We start from the raw sequence: 15,788 nt of genomic DNA on the forward strand, positions 1-15,788 counted from the left end.
CGGTGGGCTGCTCCCAAACGGGGCAAGGAGAAAGGTATCGAAACACAATACGGGCCGGGCCGCACGGGGGAACTGGAAGACGGCAGCAAGGTTACCGTCCGTCCGGGAAGCTCTGACGGTCGTCCGACGTTGCAAATACGTAGGCCAAACGGTCGTCAGACCGAGATACGCTATAATGACGGACCTGGGGTTTAATTATGGACTTCATTGGAAAAGACTGCACGCTGGATCATCAGGCCATTCGAAACAGAAATTTCGCGGCGAGGATTTACCCCGAATTTCCAAGCGAGGAGGAAATCGCTCTCGTCGCCGCGCGTATCGGTAGTAACGAGATTGATTTCGCTGCTTACGAGTTCGGTCAGCCTCCGCGCCATTTTGCACCGCAACCGGTCGGGTTGGTGCTTGATGCACTGTTTGAAAATTCGCCCTATGGCCTTCTGATCCATTTTTCAGCTCATGATCTCTGGATCTGGGCGCCGGAGGATCACGAATACCTCGTTGTCTTTGGTGATACCAATCTGGTCAAGGCGATAGAACGAAGTGACATATTCTCATTCAGCTTTGCTGATTATCTGGGCAGTGGTGTTTTGTCGCAAGCGACGGTCACACATCTTCGCGGCGTAGCATCGAACTATACGATCGGGTAATGGCGGACGACCCCACTGAGGACTGATCACGGGTGTGCGGGAAGGGTCTGGGAATGTATTCGCTGGCCGGCACCTAGGTCGTCTACACGAAGAGCGGAACGAATGCGATCGCGAAGGTCAACGATTTGGACCTCGAGTTCAGCGTTTAAGCGCATCTTGCGGATTTGCGCAGCCAGAAGAGGCATTTGTATCCGCTTAACGTCGAGGTGGCTTTGAACAGCCCGCATGGCCACACGCAATCGCAGCGCTATACGCAGGCACGTCAAATTTAAACCTCGGCCTAAACCGAATGACTAAGATCGCTAGTGCCTCCGACCGCTTGCCGAACAAAATCGCATTGTCTTGGCACCGGTGAGGTGCTGCAGGGGGCTTGCCGAAACAGTCTGGTCGACGAGCAATGCCAAGGGCAACCTAAGCCTGGCGTTTCAGTTAAAGCAAAGAGACTACCATCATAGCCCAAACAAAGACGAGCATCGCGATGCAGGCTGGGCGGAACAGATAAAATCGCTGCCAGTTCGTGAGGCGGAGGTCGTTGTAGTGCATGGATCTGTCAAGTTTGACGTGATCCATGTTGCTGTCGACAGAAAAATCACCACCATTCTTCTTGTAGAAATTATACTCCCGAACCTGCGCGATAATCTGCTGCACAGCCAGAAGGCCAACCGCGATAAGAGCCGCAGAAAAAATGACGATCTCAAGTATCAGCAAGCGTTTCTCCTGTGCGATCGGTTGAAACGGCGACGTATCCGGGTTTGGATCAAATCGTGGGAGACGAAGTGTCAAATCGCTTCAATGGATGCAGTTGTTGTTTAAAACTACGCAATGTCGATTTTTTCGTCCAGTATCTGATAATGGTGTTGCGCGGTATTTCGGAGAGGTGAGAGATGGAAGTCCGCAAGCTCGATGCGGACACAGGGATAAACTGTCATGTGACGTCCTACATGACGGCATCAGATAGTGCCGGAAGAAAGTTGCTCAGGTGGCTGTAGAGAAAGGCAAGCAGACTGTAGATCCTTCTCGGAAGGCACTTGCACCGAGGCTGTATGCGATCCTGGCACGGTCAGCGAGAACAGGTGTCATATTTCGGCGCGGCCCGAGCCGGCTGGTGCAGCTCATTCGCTGGGACTTGCGCACCGACACTTTTGAACATGGTCAATGGTTGAAGGGACGGGTCTACGAGAGACGCTGCGATCTTTCTCCGTCCGGAGAACTTCTGGTCTACTTCGCGGCCACAAATCGCCCGCCCTACGCGAGCTGGACGGCCATATCGAAGCCGCCATTCTTCACCGCACTGACGCTTTGGCCAAAAGGAGACGCGTGGGGAGGAGGCGGTGTTTTCGAGGACGAGAACAAACTGCTTCTCAACCATCCGTTTGACGATAACCGCGTCTCGTTCGCTCCAGGTTTTCGATTGAAGCGAGGCATGCAAGTGGACCCGTGCGGTATATTGTCGGGACGTGGAGAGGACGAGCCCATCAGCGGCTACATACTTGCGCGTGACGGTTGGCGTGTGATCGACGCCGGTGAGGGGCAAACCAATGGCCTGAAGGCCTCGACCTTTTACAGCTTCAACAAGCCGCGTGTCCTGCAAAAACCGGGTGCAAACGGCCGGAGCCTTCAGATGGTTCTTCATTCGATCGGTCGCAGTCAAAAGGCGTGGTACGGACTGGACTACCGCGTGTTTGACCGGGACGGAACATTGCTTGTCGACCTTCCGGAAACGGATTGGGCAGACTGGGATGGCGGCGATCTGGTGTTTGCACGCGGCGGGTGCCTCTATAGGCTGGCAAAAAGCGACTTCCGATCCGGTAATGTCATGCCTATTGAGTCTTCCTCGCGCCTGCATGACTTCAACGGCGCAGGTTTCACCGCCCTGGCACCTCCGCACGCCGCTCGTCACTACTGACGCACCCAGCCTCGGGGGAGCTTTGATATCAGGCATTACTCATCCACTTGTATCTTCGGGTCGTAACCGCCTTACGATGCCACCGGAAACGTGGAGCTGTGTGTCGCCCACCCGGACCGCGTAGAGGCCGGCTAGCTCGACTTCGCCCGGTTCAATATCCTCAATGAGCAGCAGTCCTGTATCGGTCATCGCGTAAACATGCCGTGCGTCAACTGCGAATACACGGTTGAGGAAATGCAAAATGGCTGGATCGATTCCAGGAATCTTTTTGCGATAACTGCCTCCGAACAGCATCTCGCCGTTCGCATCAATCAGAAGCTGATCGTTGACACCACGCGCTGTGGCGGGATTGACCTTGCCGGGCCGGCTGATGGGCTTCCCGCGATAAAGCAGGGTATCGCCCATCCGTGCAAAGGAAAAGCCGAGCGATTCCACCGCTGCGGGATTGTCGATGCCGCGCTTGCGCACACCTTCAACGATCAGCCCTTTTGCGTCACGAGCATAGGCGCCGCCCAAAACCTCGAAGCTCGCCATGTCGATTTTGACGACAGCAAGCTCTGGTAAAGGTGCTGTACTGTCGATGTAATAGGCCTGCTGCTTGTCTTTGAACCATGGGCCGTCGAGCTTTTCGAAGCTAGCGGGATCGGCTTTCTCAATGGGCTCCATCCCGTAATGTTCGAGGCCGGGCAAGAAGTAGCGCAGGCCGTGCCGATCCTGCCCGAACACATCAACGATGTGTCGGAAGCTGTCGTGGTCGAAATGATCGAGTGAGACCCATTCGGCTTCCTGCGGACGCTGTGGCCTAACCAGAATCCGGCGTCCATCGCTGTAATAGAGACCGCCGATCGGTACTGGCTCATTCCCCACAGACGCGCTTACCGCACGGCGTGCCTTCTCCCGGTGCCACCAGCTGTCGGCAATCTCGGGATGGTTCTCGAAATAGCCGCTCCAAGACTCAAATTCTGCCGAGACTGATTGAGGTTGCCCTGCATAGTACGGCCGCTCGCTGTCATAAGCGCGATACTGACCTGCTTCTGATGCGCAGACAAAACTCTCTCGGTCCGCGTCGGGAATCAGGCTCTTCTCCCAATAGACATGCTTCCTGTCAGCGAAATATCTGCCTTCGTCGCCGATGGAATGGAAACTGGCCGCATCCGCGCCTTCAATCGCGACCCCGTAAGCATAGACTTTGCGACTGTCCTTTGCGTAGTGACTCTCTTCGATACGGATGCCCGGTTTCTGGCCGCTGCCGTAATAATAGCTGACGATCCCGAATGTACCCGGCTCCTCGGTGGGAAGGCGCAAGTTGGTAATGTAATAACCGGCGGCCTTGTCGACACCATAACGTTGATTCAGAACGGTGAAGCTGTCTGGATCGGCGCCGCGCGCTGAGAACCAGAAAAGCTTCGTTGGTGTCTCGCCCTGGCCGTAGACATGTCTATCGTCGCAAAACCAGCGGTCACCAAGCTGTCGAAAGGTGAAGGGGTCTACCCCGGACAACGGGACGCCCTTGCGGTCGCGGATTGGTGCGCCGTCCACATAGACCTGATGGCCATTGTGGATATAGCGGATGGTCGGGAATCGTCTTTCTCCGATGTAATGCGCGACCCAGTCGACATTGGCGAAGGGGCCGATACGAGGATTAGCTTCGACTGCCCGCCGCAAAGCCGCAAGCTCTGTGCGCATGCTGAAGGGTTCTGTTACCGATAGGCCGATGCCGTCATTCCCCGTCAGACGCTGGAAAAGCGCCCGATCCTGCTCGGGTTCGGGAAGTCCGTCCCGCCTGAACGCGGCCGCAACCCAATTTGTATTGGCGTAATGAAGTTGGCTGTAGCGCTCTTGGAACCGTTGCCAGCGCGCGGGATCTATGTTGAGACGCTCGAATATCTGTGACGCAGCATATCCGGCCTCGGCAAAAAGAGTGGCCGCATACCAATGGGCATAGGGTAGTGGGAAAAGTTCAGTCAGCTTAGTTCCGCCCAAGTCCGCTCCGATCTGTGGTGTCAATGCCAGCCGTGGTTCCAAGCCAGTTTACCTGTCTATCTTGCGCCATTTTTTGCGGCTCAAAATACCAGAAGGAAACAGGCTTTTTTTACTTTAAGAAAATACCCTATTTTGATGTTTTTTCTACATTTTGTGCGCTTTGGTTCTTTATGTGCGCCGGACCTTATTGCTGCGTTGTTACCATGGCTTGTCGCACGATATCGTAGACAGTAAGAGCTGGAAGACGGGAAAAGAAGTTGCTGTTATCGGCGGCGGAGGGCCACGCTGACCAAAGGGTGAGTACATGCAGGCGCCCATTCCGCCATATGACGGTCGCATCTATATCGCCGCTGTCCTGACCTTTTTTGTCTGTCACTGAAAACCGGAAGGTGCGTGCGGGGATTCCCTGTTTTGCAAGCAGACTGTCTTCCTCACTCGATATCAGTGCGGGTGGCCGGGCATCAGGTGTCTGCCTGACAAAGTAATCCCTCACGATCGTGGCTCCGGCCATTTCCAGGTCCGGTTTTTCCTTCATGTCCTGAACGAGCAGCCATATCAGGCCAACATCTCTTCCGCCCTTGCGCCTGATCATGTGCAACTCGGCCGGCAAAGCGCCATGAAAATCGTTGATCGGTATTTCCCACTGGTCCGGGATGCGGAGTGCGATCCGCTCGTTGGCTATCCGAACAGGAACCGATTGCAGCTCCTCCCCAAAGCTTGATTCTTCTCCATTTTCCCATGAGAGGCTGTCAATGAACGCAACGGCATACTTGTCAGCCCGAACTACCAGATCATAAGCCGCGTCAGCATCCGCCGCGTTGCTGACATCTGCAACGAAATTTATGCCCAGCGCCTGCTTCCCGCGAGAGAAGCAATAGCTGATAAGGGCGCTATGTGGTTCGCCGCTCTGATCCTTGGTGCCCAGAAGCATAGCTTCTGTCAGGTCCGATGCAACTTTTGAGACGCGCGTTGTGTATCCAGCAGTGTCTGCCTGGTAAGTGCAGATCCGGAACGCTGCCGATGGCGCCTGCAGATTGTACCCGATAAAGGTCGTCTCGATTTTCGGACTGGACGAATCTGAAGTTATTTTTCCGATGACTTTCACATTACCGATTGTGCCAGGCTCCGTCGGACTCATTGGTACGGTTTCGACCGTAGCATTTGGGGAAAGCGTCCCTTCAAGATTGAGGGCTGGCGCTGAGAAATCGAATTTTCTCATCACCGGTACGGCATTTTGAACGGCACTATCGTTATCCTGTGCAAAACCGGTTCCGGCGAACATCGTAACGGCGACCGAAGTTGCGACAAGCACACATGCAAAAGACCGGCATTTCTCTCCGTGTACCATCCGCTCCCCGGTCAACATCAAAAATTATAATTGTGCCTAACCGTGCAATGAAAAGTACAGCGACACAACCTCTGAGTTTAGACTGGTGAAGACTCTCATGGAAACGGCATTGGAAAAAGCGCCAGACGGCCGAAATCGTGACAGCTCTCAAAAATCTCCGAGAACAGATGTCAAGGGAATGTGATGTTCGTGTGCGCGAACATGGCGGCTATGGCGTTGTCGTTGAACCGGCCCTGGCGTCTCCAAACTACGTGAAGGTGCAGTAAAGAATGTTTGGCGACAAGCTAAGAGATTGCGCAAGAACGCTCATGACTTCGTCGTTAACGTCGTCACCTGAAATAGTGACATCAATGGTGATGGTCCTATCCAGTGAATTGACGCGCGGTGCGAGTGATGTGACTGCTAGTTGATGGTCACGCGTTTGGCTCATCAAACTCGACCGGACCTCGGTTTCGCTTTCCGTGGTCGTGCGGACCTCAACCCTACGACGTTGTGACTCGACTGGGTATTGTGGAACAAAGCGCTCGATGAGCCGAACAACTCTGGGGGAGGTTATGTTGATCAGCAAGATCAGAAGCGTTGCCTCAGCAGCCTCGAAAATTTCTCCATAACCCGCAAGGACGCCGATCGCTCCCGTAGCCCATATTGTCGCCGACGTGCTCAACCCGCGAATGTTGAGGCCGGTGCGCATGATCAGTCCTGCGCCAAGGAAGCCTATCCCCGTCACCACCTGGCCGCCCATGCGGATATCCTCGTTAACTTCGAGGATGGCGGGCAGGGCGCAGGCCGCTGGGCTACTTGGGCTTCGTGTGACCCAATTTCGGGGGCCCTCTGTAGGCAGGCTGGAGTGTACCCCGTTTCGCCGGACAGCTCGGCTTGTTTGATTCAGTCCTGATGAACTGCTGAGGGAAGCCGTCTCGAGCGCTTAACGGGGATAGGTGCATCGGGACGCCTAGGAAATTTGGAAGGGCGGCTCACTTTTAGGGGTGACCGATTAAAAGACGCCAATGTTGTCGTCGGCGCATACTATCGGCTCAATCCAAGCCCCTGCGACCGGTTAAGCTGCCGTCCGAGTGCGTGGTCATGGCTAAGCTCGGCCATGCGCGTTCGGTTCACGATACGGGCGGTCATCTGAATGTGCTCGGCCTGCTTTGCGAGTTCCGGGCGTGCCGCTAGCTCTTCGGCGAACCTGCGAGGATCAGAACTACCAAACCGCCGCGTGAGCGCTTCGGCCACCAGCCTGGCCTCATCAAGCGCGGCTTGCCCCTCAGGTGACGATCGCAGTTCTGAGATAAACTGGCTCCGCTTCTCCAACGGCATTTTCTCCACCTTGGCGATGATCTCGGCGCTACGGGAGGTGAGGCCGGGAACCTCGATGACGTCACGCTGCTCACGCTGCCATTGTTCGCTCGCGCGTTCTTCGCCAAGCCGGCGCTGCCATGCCTCGGAGACATAGCCAATATGGGCCGACAGAGACCTGGCATATTGCAGCGCCTCTTTCCGCTCCTTGTTGTTTCCGAACAGACCTGACTTTCCGCGCAGCTCCCCGAACCGCTCGGGTTGCTCGGCCATGGCTTTCGCCATGATTTTTCCATTGCCTTCCTTCTCGGTCATCGCGGTGCGCAGTCTTGCGGCGACTTCGACCGGATCACGGAACACGTGCCGCGCGAGAGATTCCACCGTATCGAATCTCTGGTCGATGACGGACATCGCTCTTTCCCGTGCTACCTCTTCGATGCTGCGGTCGTGACGGGTGATCGCCGGTACCAGCGGAGCTGGCTTGCCGGTTTCCATCAGCGATTGTTGGACTACAGTTTCTGTGGGGGCAGGGATGGCGCCGTCTTGCGACATAACCTCGGACCACCGGATGCGGCGATAGCCTTTGTTGTCCTCAGCCCTGTGCTGATCTTCGCGGTGAACAGGGCCGGCCAGATCGCCGGCACGTTCCTCGTAAACCTGCTGACGTTCTGATGGCCGGTCCTGTTGCTCCCGTTGCAGATGGGCCGCACGGGACAAGACCTCTTGACGCTCATCTTTGGCGGAAGCAAGTTCAATCTCGCTTCTCACCCCAAACTCTTGCCGGATCCATTGGTCGCTAACGATCCATTGGTCGCTGGCGATTCCGCGGCGCTCGGCAAAGTCGCTGATGTAATCCAGCGTGCTTTCCTTCGCGCCGGAACGCGACAGGCGGCTTGTCAGCTGCTCGTACGCCAACGCGTCACCCTTGACGACACGCCACGCATTGCGCTCGGCCTGCGTGCCATCCGGAAGCGTAACAGGCGTGGCGCCTTCATGCTGCAGGGAAATCCTGTCCCCGATCGCGGGAGATGCACCTCGCATGGCCCGCCTGAGATCGACGCCCCACACCGTGCGCCGCTCGCCCTTGTCGTTCTCCAGCGTCACAAAATAGTTTTCTCGCGCCTGGGGATTATGCTCGTAGGGCGCAACGCCGTGATCAACCAGCCGGCCCGCATTGGCGAACTCCTTGATGTCGGCATAGAGCTGCACGCCGTCGCGATGCCTTGTCATGGCAACATAGGTCAGATGCCGGTCCATGGTGCTCGACGCCAGCACAAAGGCGCGATCGACCGTCGCCCCCTGGTTTTTATGGATCGTCGTCGCATAGCCGTGGTCGATTGCCTGATAGCTGTCCATGGGAATGCTGACACTGTCGCCACCTCGACCATCGAGCCGGGCGATGATCTTGTTCGGCTCCACATGCTCGATTGTGCCAAGCATGCCGTTTTTGACGCGGAGGTCGCGGTTGTTTTCGAGGAAGATGATCCGGTCACCGGCGGCGAAGGCGCGTTTGCCGTTATTGGTCTGGAAGGTCAGTTCTCCAACATCCTCATCACCCACACGGTCCGCACCATTCCCACGGTCTCCACGGTCCGCGCCGTCGTTCAGCCCGGGGCTGCGCACCAGCCTTTGTCTGTTTTGAAGTTCAGAGCGGATGGCGGCATTGAGGGCGCGCACATCGGCGCGGCGATGCGCCATGGCAACCCGGGTGCCATCGGCACGCTTCTCACTGTCGGCGACATAATCACGCACGATCTGCGCCATCGCCGCGTCGCGGCTTTCCGCAAAGTGGATGGCGCCGTGATCGCGATAGGCGGCGAGGCCCTCGGCCGTCTTGTGGGTCGCAAAGGCAACCGATGCCTGTCTCTGCCAATCATGGCGCTGGCGGCGAATGCCCGAAAGTTCGACATGGCCAATCTGCTCGGCAATCGCCCTGAAGGGTGCACCGGCTCCGATTGCCTGCAACTGCTCATGGTCGCCGACGAGAACGATCTTTGCGCCGCGCTCTTCCGCTTCTCCGATAAAGCGGGCAAGCTGCCGGCTCCCGACCATGCCGGCCTCGTCGATGACGAACACATCACGTCCACCGATCATACCCCGACCATTGTCCCAACTGTAAGACCATGACGCCAGGGTGCGGCTCTCTATGCCGGAACTTTCCTCAAGACCCTCGGCTGCCTTTCCGCTAAGCGCTGCACCATGGACCTGATATCCTTGAGCCTCCCACGCCTCGCGAGCGGCTGCCAGCATGGTGGACTTTCCAGCACCGGCAAACCCGACCACAGCGGCGATGCGTTCAGGCCCGGTAATATGCGCAATCGCGTGACGCTGTTCGTCCGACAATCCCGCTGACGGATTGCTCGCAGCCGACGGTCCGCCGGAACTTTTCCGAATAGCGTTATCCTGCCTCTCCATCGCACGCTCGATATGGCGATGATCAACGCCATGGGAATGCGCTTGGTGCAACCGCTCCGCCGATCGCGCCATTCCAAGTTCCAGATCGATCATGGCCTGTGTCGAATAGCGGGCATTGGACACTTCGCCTGTCTCGGCATCGATGCTCTCAGCCTGAAGTTCCACGAGCGCTGGTGATGCCATGACAGCCGCAAAGGCGTTCTGGAATGTTTGGGCGTCATCGTTGATGTAGCGATGCAAGGTTTTGGCAATATCGTGTCGATCGAACACGCTCTTCTCATGGCTGATCAGCGTCAGAACCTGTTCCGGTTTTTGGCGGATCAGCGCGGCATTTTGCCGTGCTGCCTCGTCATCCAGCCGCCCGCGCTCGACGGCCATTCCTTGCTGGCGCATCTGCGACGCATGCACGCCCATATGTTCGGTCGGCGACAACTCAAGACCGCGCTCAATATGCGAGCGATGATCGATGCGAACATCCAGGCCTTCACGTTGAAGCTGACGGTTGGCGATGCCTTCCCACGACTGCCGGATATCGCGAAGCTGCATGTCGGTCGTCGCCATGCCATTTGCCAGCAGCCGTGCGTTCTTGTGCTCAAGAACAGTCTTCTCGCCAAGGCCGGCTTTGCCAACCTCTCGCGTCGTCATCAGCACATGCGCATGGTAGTTCCTGATATCACCATGCTCGCTTGGCGAATGGATTGCAAAATCCACGGCCGCGCCATAGCGGTTTGCCAGATCCTGGGCAAAGGCACGTGCAGCCTTCAGTCGCCCCTCTGGCGAAAGCTCATGTGGAAGCGCGATTTCGAATTCGCGGGCGACGCGGGCGTCCTTGCGCTTTTCTGCAAACTCGGCAGCATTCCACAACGTCGAGCGATCCAAAGCCCAGTCGGCAGGCACGCCTTGCGGCAGCACGATCTCACTATGCTCGACACCCTCTTTGCGGGTGAAGTCATGCACAAGGCCATCGCGATGATTGACGAGAAGAACAGCACAACGGTAGGCGGCGGATGCGACAGCGCTGCGACCAGATGAGCGCGAGACAGGTTTGGTGCTGAGATGATAAATCGCCAAACGAAATCTCCGATACGCAAACGGGGAGACCAAACGCTCAAAGGCGCCGCAAGTCGTAAGTGCGCCCTTGTCTGTTTACCGGTGGCAAAGCTAGCAACAACGAACGGGCATTTCGACTACTAAAAGTAGTAGTCGCCAAGTGGCAATTGCTCGTGTTTGAATAGGGACACAAACGCATCATTCCGGGGAGGGCGATAGGCGCAGGCTGATCGCACGACGGATCAGGGAGAAGGGAGGGAGTGGAAGCAGATATTGCAGGCGCGGCTCGGCAAACAGGAGAGGGCGGCGCAGACAACGCGCCGGAAGATTGCGCGTGCGGGAGACAGGCATTCGATTGGCGGCTGCCAAAAATCCGAGTTTCAAAGAAGTTTACAATGGACCATACAGGATACCGTCCAGGAACGGAGCAGACATGAAGACCAGCCTTGAACATTTGCCGGAACGAAAGCAACGCGAGCTCGCGCGTGTCGTCGGAATTATTCAGGAAGAGTTTGCTGATCTGGTGGAGCGCTCGAAGTCTGACGCCAAGAAAGACGGGCGGATTTTCAAAATCATTCTGTTCGGTTCTTACGCGCGTGGCACCTGGGTGGATGAGCCGCATACGTCGAAAGGCTATCGCTCGGATTTCGACATCCTCGTCATCGTCAGCAACAAGGAACTTGCCGAGCCCAAATACTGGGACAAGACAACAGACCGGCTGATGTGGGACAAGGAAATTGAGACACCTGTCGGTCTCATCGTGCATGGCGCTCGCGAAATCAGCAATTTTCTAAATGACGGCCAGTACTTCTTCGTCGACCTCGCCCGCGAAGGTGTTGTTCTTTACGAATTCGACGATCGGCCGCTGGCTGAAGCGAAACCGCTCAGCCCTGCCGATGCACTCAGGGTGGCAGAAGATCATTTTCTGCGGCACTTCCCGGATGCGCGAGATTTCGCTGATGTAGCAAAATATCTCGTTGCGAAAGGTAACCTACACCTAGCCGCCTTCAATCTCCATCAGGCAGTGGAGAGCGCCTACAACTGCTACCTTCTGACACTGACAAACTATTCCCCAGCGTCGCACAATCTCAAATTCCTGCGTGGACTTTCCGAAGGTCGTGATCACCGTTTGATCGACATCTGGCCACGCGATCGTCAGCGATTTACCACGTGGTACAACATCCTGAATGAGGCCTACGTCAAGGCACGCTATTCGAAGCGTTTCGAGGTTTCCGAAGAGGCGCTCACCTGGCTTCAGGAGCGCACCGCGGAACTTCATAAGCTGGTTGAGACGCTTTGCCGCGAGCACATCGAAAAGCTCGAACAGGCCGCGGGACAAGCCGCGAACGCCATCGACTGAGCTTCACCGGTGATACAATAATCCTGAGCTCAGGTAGCAGCCACCGCAGCGTCATGAACCCTATGGTCAAACCTACTCTCGCAATCGCTATGTCGATCTCCTCATAGAAACTGGTCTGTCTTCCAGGAGCAAAGCCGTGGGCAACAGCGGCAGTTCCGGTGCGACCGCAATCGAAAGGAACAATCGTGGCAAGGAAAACAATCGAACAGCGCCTGGCTGAACTGGATGCGCAACGTTCCGCTCTCAAGGCCCGTCTCTCGAAAACCGAGCGCAACAACGACATGCGCCGCAAGGTCCTGATCGGCTCGCTCGTTATGCATCACCTCGAAACCTCCGATGATCAGGTTTTTAAGCAGCAGCTCGGTAAATGGCTGCGTCGTGAACTACCGGGCTTTCTGACACGCGACAATGACAAGGTACTCTTTACCGATCTGATCGGAGCAGTACAGCCGGGCACGGCAGAGAGTGGTGACAGCGGGCAGGGCGCTCCATGAACCGGTTGCGACTTTCTCGGGACGCATTCAAGAACATGATGCGAGCCGCCGCGCGTGATCCGCTTTGGGCATTCCTCGCTTTGATCGCCATGCCCTTCCGAACCTGGAAACGGCTCCTCGGATTTATGTTCATCTTGTTCAACGTCACGTTTGTGATCGGCATGGGTGGCGGTCATTTCCTTGAGCAAATGGGTTTTAGTCAAGGCTCGCCTTTCTACATCATCCCAGGTCTCTTAACCCTAGTGGCGCTCGCCGTTATCACCTTCTGGTTCATCACCACTCCACTGATTTTGCATTTCGGGGATGATGACGATGAGACCCATGGCTCCGCCCGCTTTGCGACAGACAAGGAGATAGCTGCTCTCACCTTATCCGCTTCCGGCCTCTTGATCGGTCGTGATACGAAAACAAGCAAGCCCCTGCGCTATGATGGCCCGGCCCATCTCCTGACGATGGCGCCGACCCGTACCGGCAAGGGTGTGGGCACGATCATTCCAAACCTGCTGACCGCCGAGCGTTCGGTGATCTGCGTTGATCCAAAAGGCGAGAATGCAAGGATCACCGGCCGTGCCCGCCAGAAGTTTGGGCCGGTTCATGTGCTGGATCCTTTCGGGGTCACCGGCAGACCCTCGGCCGCCTTCAATCCCCTGGCCCTGCTCGATCCCCACAGTCTTGATGTCGCGGACGATGCCAGTGCCCTTGCCGACGCTCTCGTGTTCGACGAACCGGGAATGACGGGCGAGGCGCATTGGAACGACGAGGCAAAAGCGCTGATTACCGGATTGCTGCTCGAGATCGTTGCAGCGGAGCCTTTGAGACGCAGGCACCTCGCAACACTTCGCGACTATCTCACCCTTGCTCCGGAACACTTCGCAAGACTGCTCAAGCGTATGCAGGACAGCGATGCGGCAAGAGGTCTTGTCGCCCGCGCCGCGAACCGCCACCTCGGAAAATCCGATCGCGAAGCCGCAGGCGTTCTCTCCGCAGCCCAACGCCATACGCATTTTCTCGATTCACCGCGCATGACGGCCGTCCTCAGCCGCTCGGATTTCCGGTTTGCCGATCTCAAGCACAGCAACGTGACGGTGTTCCTCGTGCTTCCTCCTGATCGCCTCTCGACCTATTCGCGCTGGCTGCGCCTGCTTGTTTCCCAAAGCCTGATCGAAATGGCCCGCGATCCGGCAAAGCCGGCGACAGCGGTTCTTTATCTGCTTGATGAGTTCGCATCCCTTGGGCATTTGGCACCAGTCGAACGCGCGATGGGTCTGATGGCGGGTTATGGTGTCCAGCTTTGGCCCATCCTCCAGGACATCCATCAGTTGCGTGCCACATACGGTCACCGCGCCGGAACTTTCCTGTCAAACGCCGGCGTGCTGCAGGTCTTTGGCGTCAACGATCATGACAGCGCCCGCCTCATCTCTGATCTGCTCGGACAGGAGACGGTCGTGTTCCAGACGATGGCGAGAGCGCTCGATTCCGATAAGACCGGGATCTCCTACAGCCAGCAACATACCGGCCGGCCGCTGCTCACCCCTGATGAGGTGCGCAATCTGCCGGCGCACGGACAATTGCTGTTTCTGGCCGGACAACGATCAATATTTGCTGAAAAGCTGTCTTATTTTAACGATCCGGAGTTCAGGGATATGTTCGATCCAGTTTAACGGGAATGGTGGTAAAAAGGCAGTTCGGCAAGCCATCAAATCCTTGTATGCGCGGCCCTCGAGCTATCTTGACCGTAGCGGGAAGTGGATATGGCTCGGCAAGCCCCGGAAACAGGCGTCCACTTTAACGGAATATGGTACGCGGTGATCCAGCCTGTCCTGACGGGAACGCGCTCCCCATAGTGCCGAAGTGAGCGGCAGGACGGGCGTGCGTCTTGCTGTGAAGGAATAAAAGTGGAGGCGTGCTGCGTGTTTTCAACGACAACGACCATGAAAGCGTCCGCTGTATCGTTGGCGCGGCCCGGATCGGGATGGGCGAAACAGGCCGGCGCTATACCGGACTGCTCTATTCACGGTTCTCTCGTGCTAGGCGAGACAGTCGAATAACGAGATTTTGGAACCCGAGCGGTGTGTTACGACATAGCGGGCTCTGGATCGGTTGCGTGTCTCATTTACTATGCCGCGTAAGCTCCCACATGAGCTGTGGGGCTCCTCACGCTTGTGACACCCCGGGCATGACACTTTTTGGGCTGATAATCTATCTGGGTATACCTGCGGCGTTTGTGTAACAGGTGTTTTGACGCTTAAAATCTGGAACAACCTCCGCTCTACGAGGCGAGAGCGACCTGGGACCCAATCGGAAAGGCGCACCGAACGGCTGGCGCACTGTCGTTGACGCCATGGGCGGAGGCTTACAGATTAAGCATATCCTTGAGAGCTAATTGACAAATTGAGTGAAAGTCTCGATTGATCTCCACGTTTCATGGGAACGAGCAACGTTTTTCTAGCTCAAATACTTTCCCGAATACTGGCTACTCGTATTCTGTTTATTTCATCAAGCATGCCGCTTCCAGCTATCTGGAGCGGCTTTTGATAGAGGTAAGCCAATGCTCTCATTGGGAAAAATCTAATGTAGAACAATTGGTGCGGATGTTCTCACATAGTTCGCCCGTTGTTCCGCGAAAGTTATGAGGCTGATAGTTCGCCGGGGAGGCGCTGCAACTGCTTTCCGCTCTCGTCGCCTTCAGCCAGCAACGCAATGCGGGCTTGAGCGACGGACAGCAGAGCCTCGCTCAGTGCCCTTTGGTCTCGCTATCTTTCTTCGCCTGATCGTGATGCCACTTGATCGCATAATACATGCCTATGCCGAGCACTATGACCTTGGCCGGGAAAAAGACGAAAGGAAACCAATCTACCCAAGAACCATCAGACATTTCGAGCATTTCCATTCTGCTGTTTGGAATTGGCTATCCTCAAGGATAGCACTCACTCGAAATGTTTCGGCGATCAAGCTTGCACTCGTGGCGCAACCCAACCACCGCCGTAGTAAGCTCTATTCGACAATTTGAGCAGGCGTAAGACTCTGTACGGTGAAAGCGGACTACTAAAAATGCCATCGTAATTCTGGAAATAACTGTCCAGACGACGTCGATGCCGCCAAAGTGTTGATTATTTTATGGAATTTTGGCGCCCGTTTTTTTTTCCAAGGATTTTCTTTTTTGCCCATTGACGTAAGCGCAAGCTGCTCTCTATAAGTCCGCTCACTGAACGAGGGCGGCGGCGCTGCTGGCGACGAAGTCTTTCGTTCTAAAGAAATCATGTTGATGAGCTGACTGCTTGTTGTT

Annotated in this window: 12 protein-coding genes; 5 read left to right on the forward strand and 7 right to left on the reverse strand. The window is 56.2% G+C overall.

The features are described from left to right. Positions 1 to 197 precede the first annotated feature (197 nt). Entirely contained in the window at positions 198 to 647 is a 450-nt protein-coding gene (locus FB593_RS23510; protein ID WP_013760977.1) for a hypothetical protein, read from the forward strand. A gap of 429 nt (positions 648 to 1,076) precedes the next feature. On the opposite strand, the gene FB593_RS23515 is transcribed toward FB593_RS23510, so the two are convergent. Continuing rightward, positions 1,077 to 1,355 (reverse strand): hypothetical protein, encoded by a 279-nt coding sequence (locus FB593_RS23515; protein WP_013760976.1) that lies wholly within the window; start codon positions 1,353 to 1,355, stop codon positions 1,077 to 1,079. A 397-nt stretch (positions 1,356 to 1,752) separates the two neighbouring features. Here FB593_RS23515 and FB593_RS23520 point away from each other — a divergent pair, with 397 nt between their 5' ends. Further along, positions 1,753 to 2,553: a hypothetical protein gene (locus FB593_RS23520; RefSeq protein ID WP_233284974.1), complete on the forward strand. Its 801-nt coding sequence runs from the start codon at positions 1,753 to 1,755 to the stop codon at positions 2,551 to 2,553. A 39-nt stretch (positions 2,554 to 2,592) separates the two neighbouring features. Here FB593_RS23520 and FB593_RS23525 read toward each other — a convergent pair whose 3' ends face one another. The 4 genes from FB593_RS23525 to traA all read right to left on the reverse strand — a co-directional run bounded on the left by FB593_RS23525 (position 2,593) and on the right by traA (position 10,669). Continuing rightward, positions 2,593 to 4,578 carry a DKNYY domain-containing protein gene (locus tag FB593_RS23525; RefSeq protein WP_046205630.1) on the reverse strand — a complete coding sequence of 662 codons (1,986 nt, stop codon included), beginning with the start codon at positions 4,576 to 4,578 and terminating at the stop codon, positions 2,593 to 2,595. A gap of 142 nt (positions 4,579 to 4,720) precedes the next feature. Continuing rightward, a complete protein-coding gene (locus FB593_RS23530) occupies positions 4,721 to 5,818 on the reverse strand; it encodes a hypothetical protein (protein ID WP_233284975.1) in 1,098 nt (365 codons plus the stop codon). A 313-nt stretch (positions 5,819 to 6,131) separates the two neighbouring features. Further along, positions 6,132 to 6,626, reverse strand: a complete 495-nt coding sequence (locus FB593_RS23535) for an MgtC/SapB family protein (RefSeq protein WP_236742545.1) — start codon at positions 6,624 to 6,626, stop codon at positions 6,132 to 6,134. 284 nt (positions 6,627 to 6,910) lie between these two features. Next, positions 6,911 to 10,669: a Ti-type conjugative transfer relaxase TraA gene (gene traA / locus FB593_RS23540; RefSeq protein ID WP_145167031.1), complete on the reverse strand. Its 3,759-nt coding sequence runs from the start codon at positions 10,667 to 10,669 to the stop codon at positions 6,911 to 6,913. A 412-nt stretch (positions 10,670 to 11,081) separates the two neighbouring features. On the opposite strand from traA, the gene FB593_RS23545 reads away from it, so the two are divergent. The 3 genes from FB593_RS23545 (at position 11,082) to FB593_RS23555 (ending at position 14,163) form a co-directional block, all read left to right on the forward strand. Beyond that, the gene (locus FB593_RS23545) at positions 11,082 to 12,008 is read left to right on the forward strand and encodes a nucleotidyltransferase and HEPN domain-containing protein (protein WP_145167032.1); all 927 of its coding nucleotides are present in this window, start codon (positions 11,082 to 11,084) and stop codon (positions 12,006 to 12,008) included. A gap of 185 nt (positions 12,009 to 12,193) precedes the next feature. Beyond that, on the forward strand, positions 12,194 to 12,502 hold the full coding sequence (locus tag FB593_RS23550; RefSeq protein WP_143238629.1) for a mobilization protein: 309 nt from the start codon (positions 12,194 to 12,196) through the stop codon (positions 12,500 to 12,502). Then, on the forward strand, positions 12,499 to 14,163 hold the full coding sequence (locus FB593_RS23555; RefSeq protein ID WP_145167033.1) for a type IV secretory system conjugative DNA transfer family protein: 1,665 nt from the start codon (positions 12,499 to 12,501) through the stop codon (positions 14,161 to 14,163). Before FB593_RS23550 ends, FB593_RS23555 begins: the two co-directional genes overlap by 4 nt. Positions 14,164 to 15,236: 1,073 nt before the next feature. Here FB593_RS23555 and FB593_RS27610 read toward each other — a convergent pair. After that, entirely contained in the window at positions 15,237 to 15,377 is a 141-nt protein-coding gene (locus tag FB593_RS27610) for a hypothetical protein (protein ID WP_162995293.1), read from the reverse strand. A 170-nt stretch (positions 15,378 to 15,547) separates the two neighbouring features. Further along, the coding region (locus FB593_RS27720; RefSeq protein WP_145167034.1) for a hypothetical protein at positions 15,548 to 15,788 on the reverse strand (241 nt) is incomplete at its 5' end.

This window comes from Rhizobium sp. SJZ105 (assembly GCF_007828365.1).
Classification (GTDB): domain Bacteria; phylum Pseudomonadota; class Alphaproteobacteria; order Rhizobiales; family Rhizobiaceae; genus Agrobacterium; species Agrobacterium tumefaciens.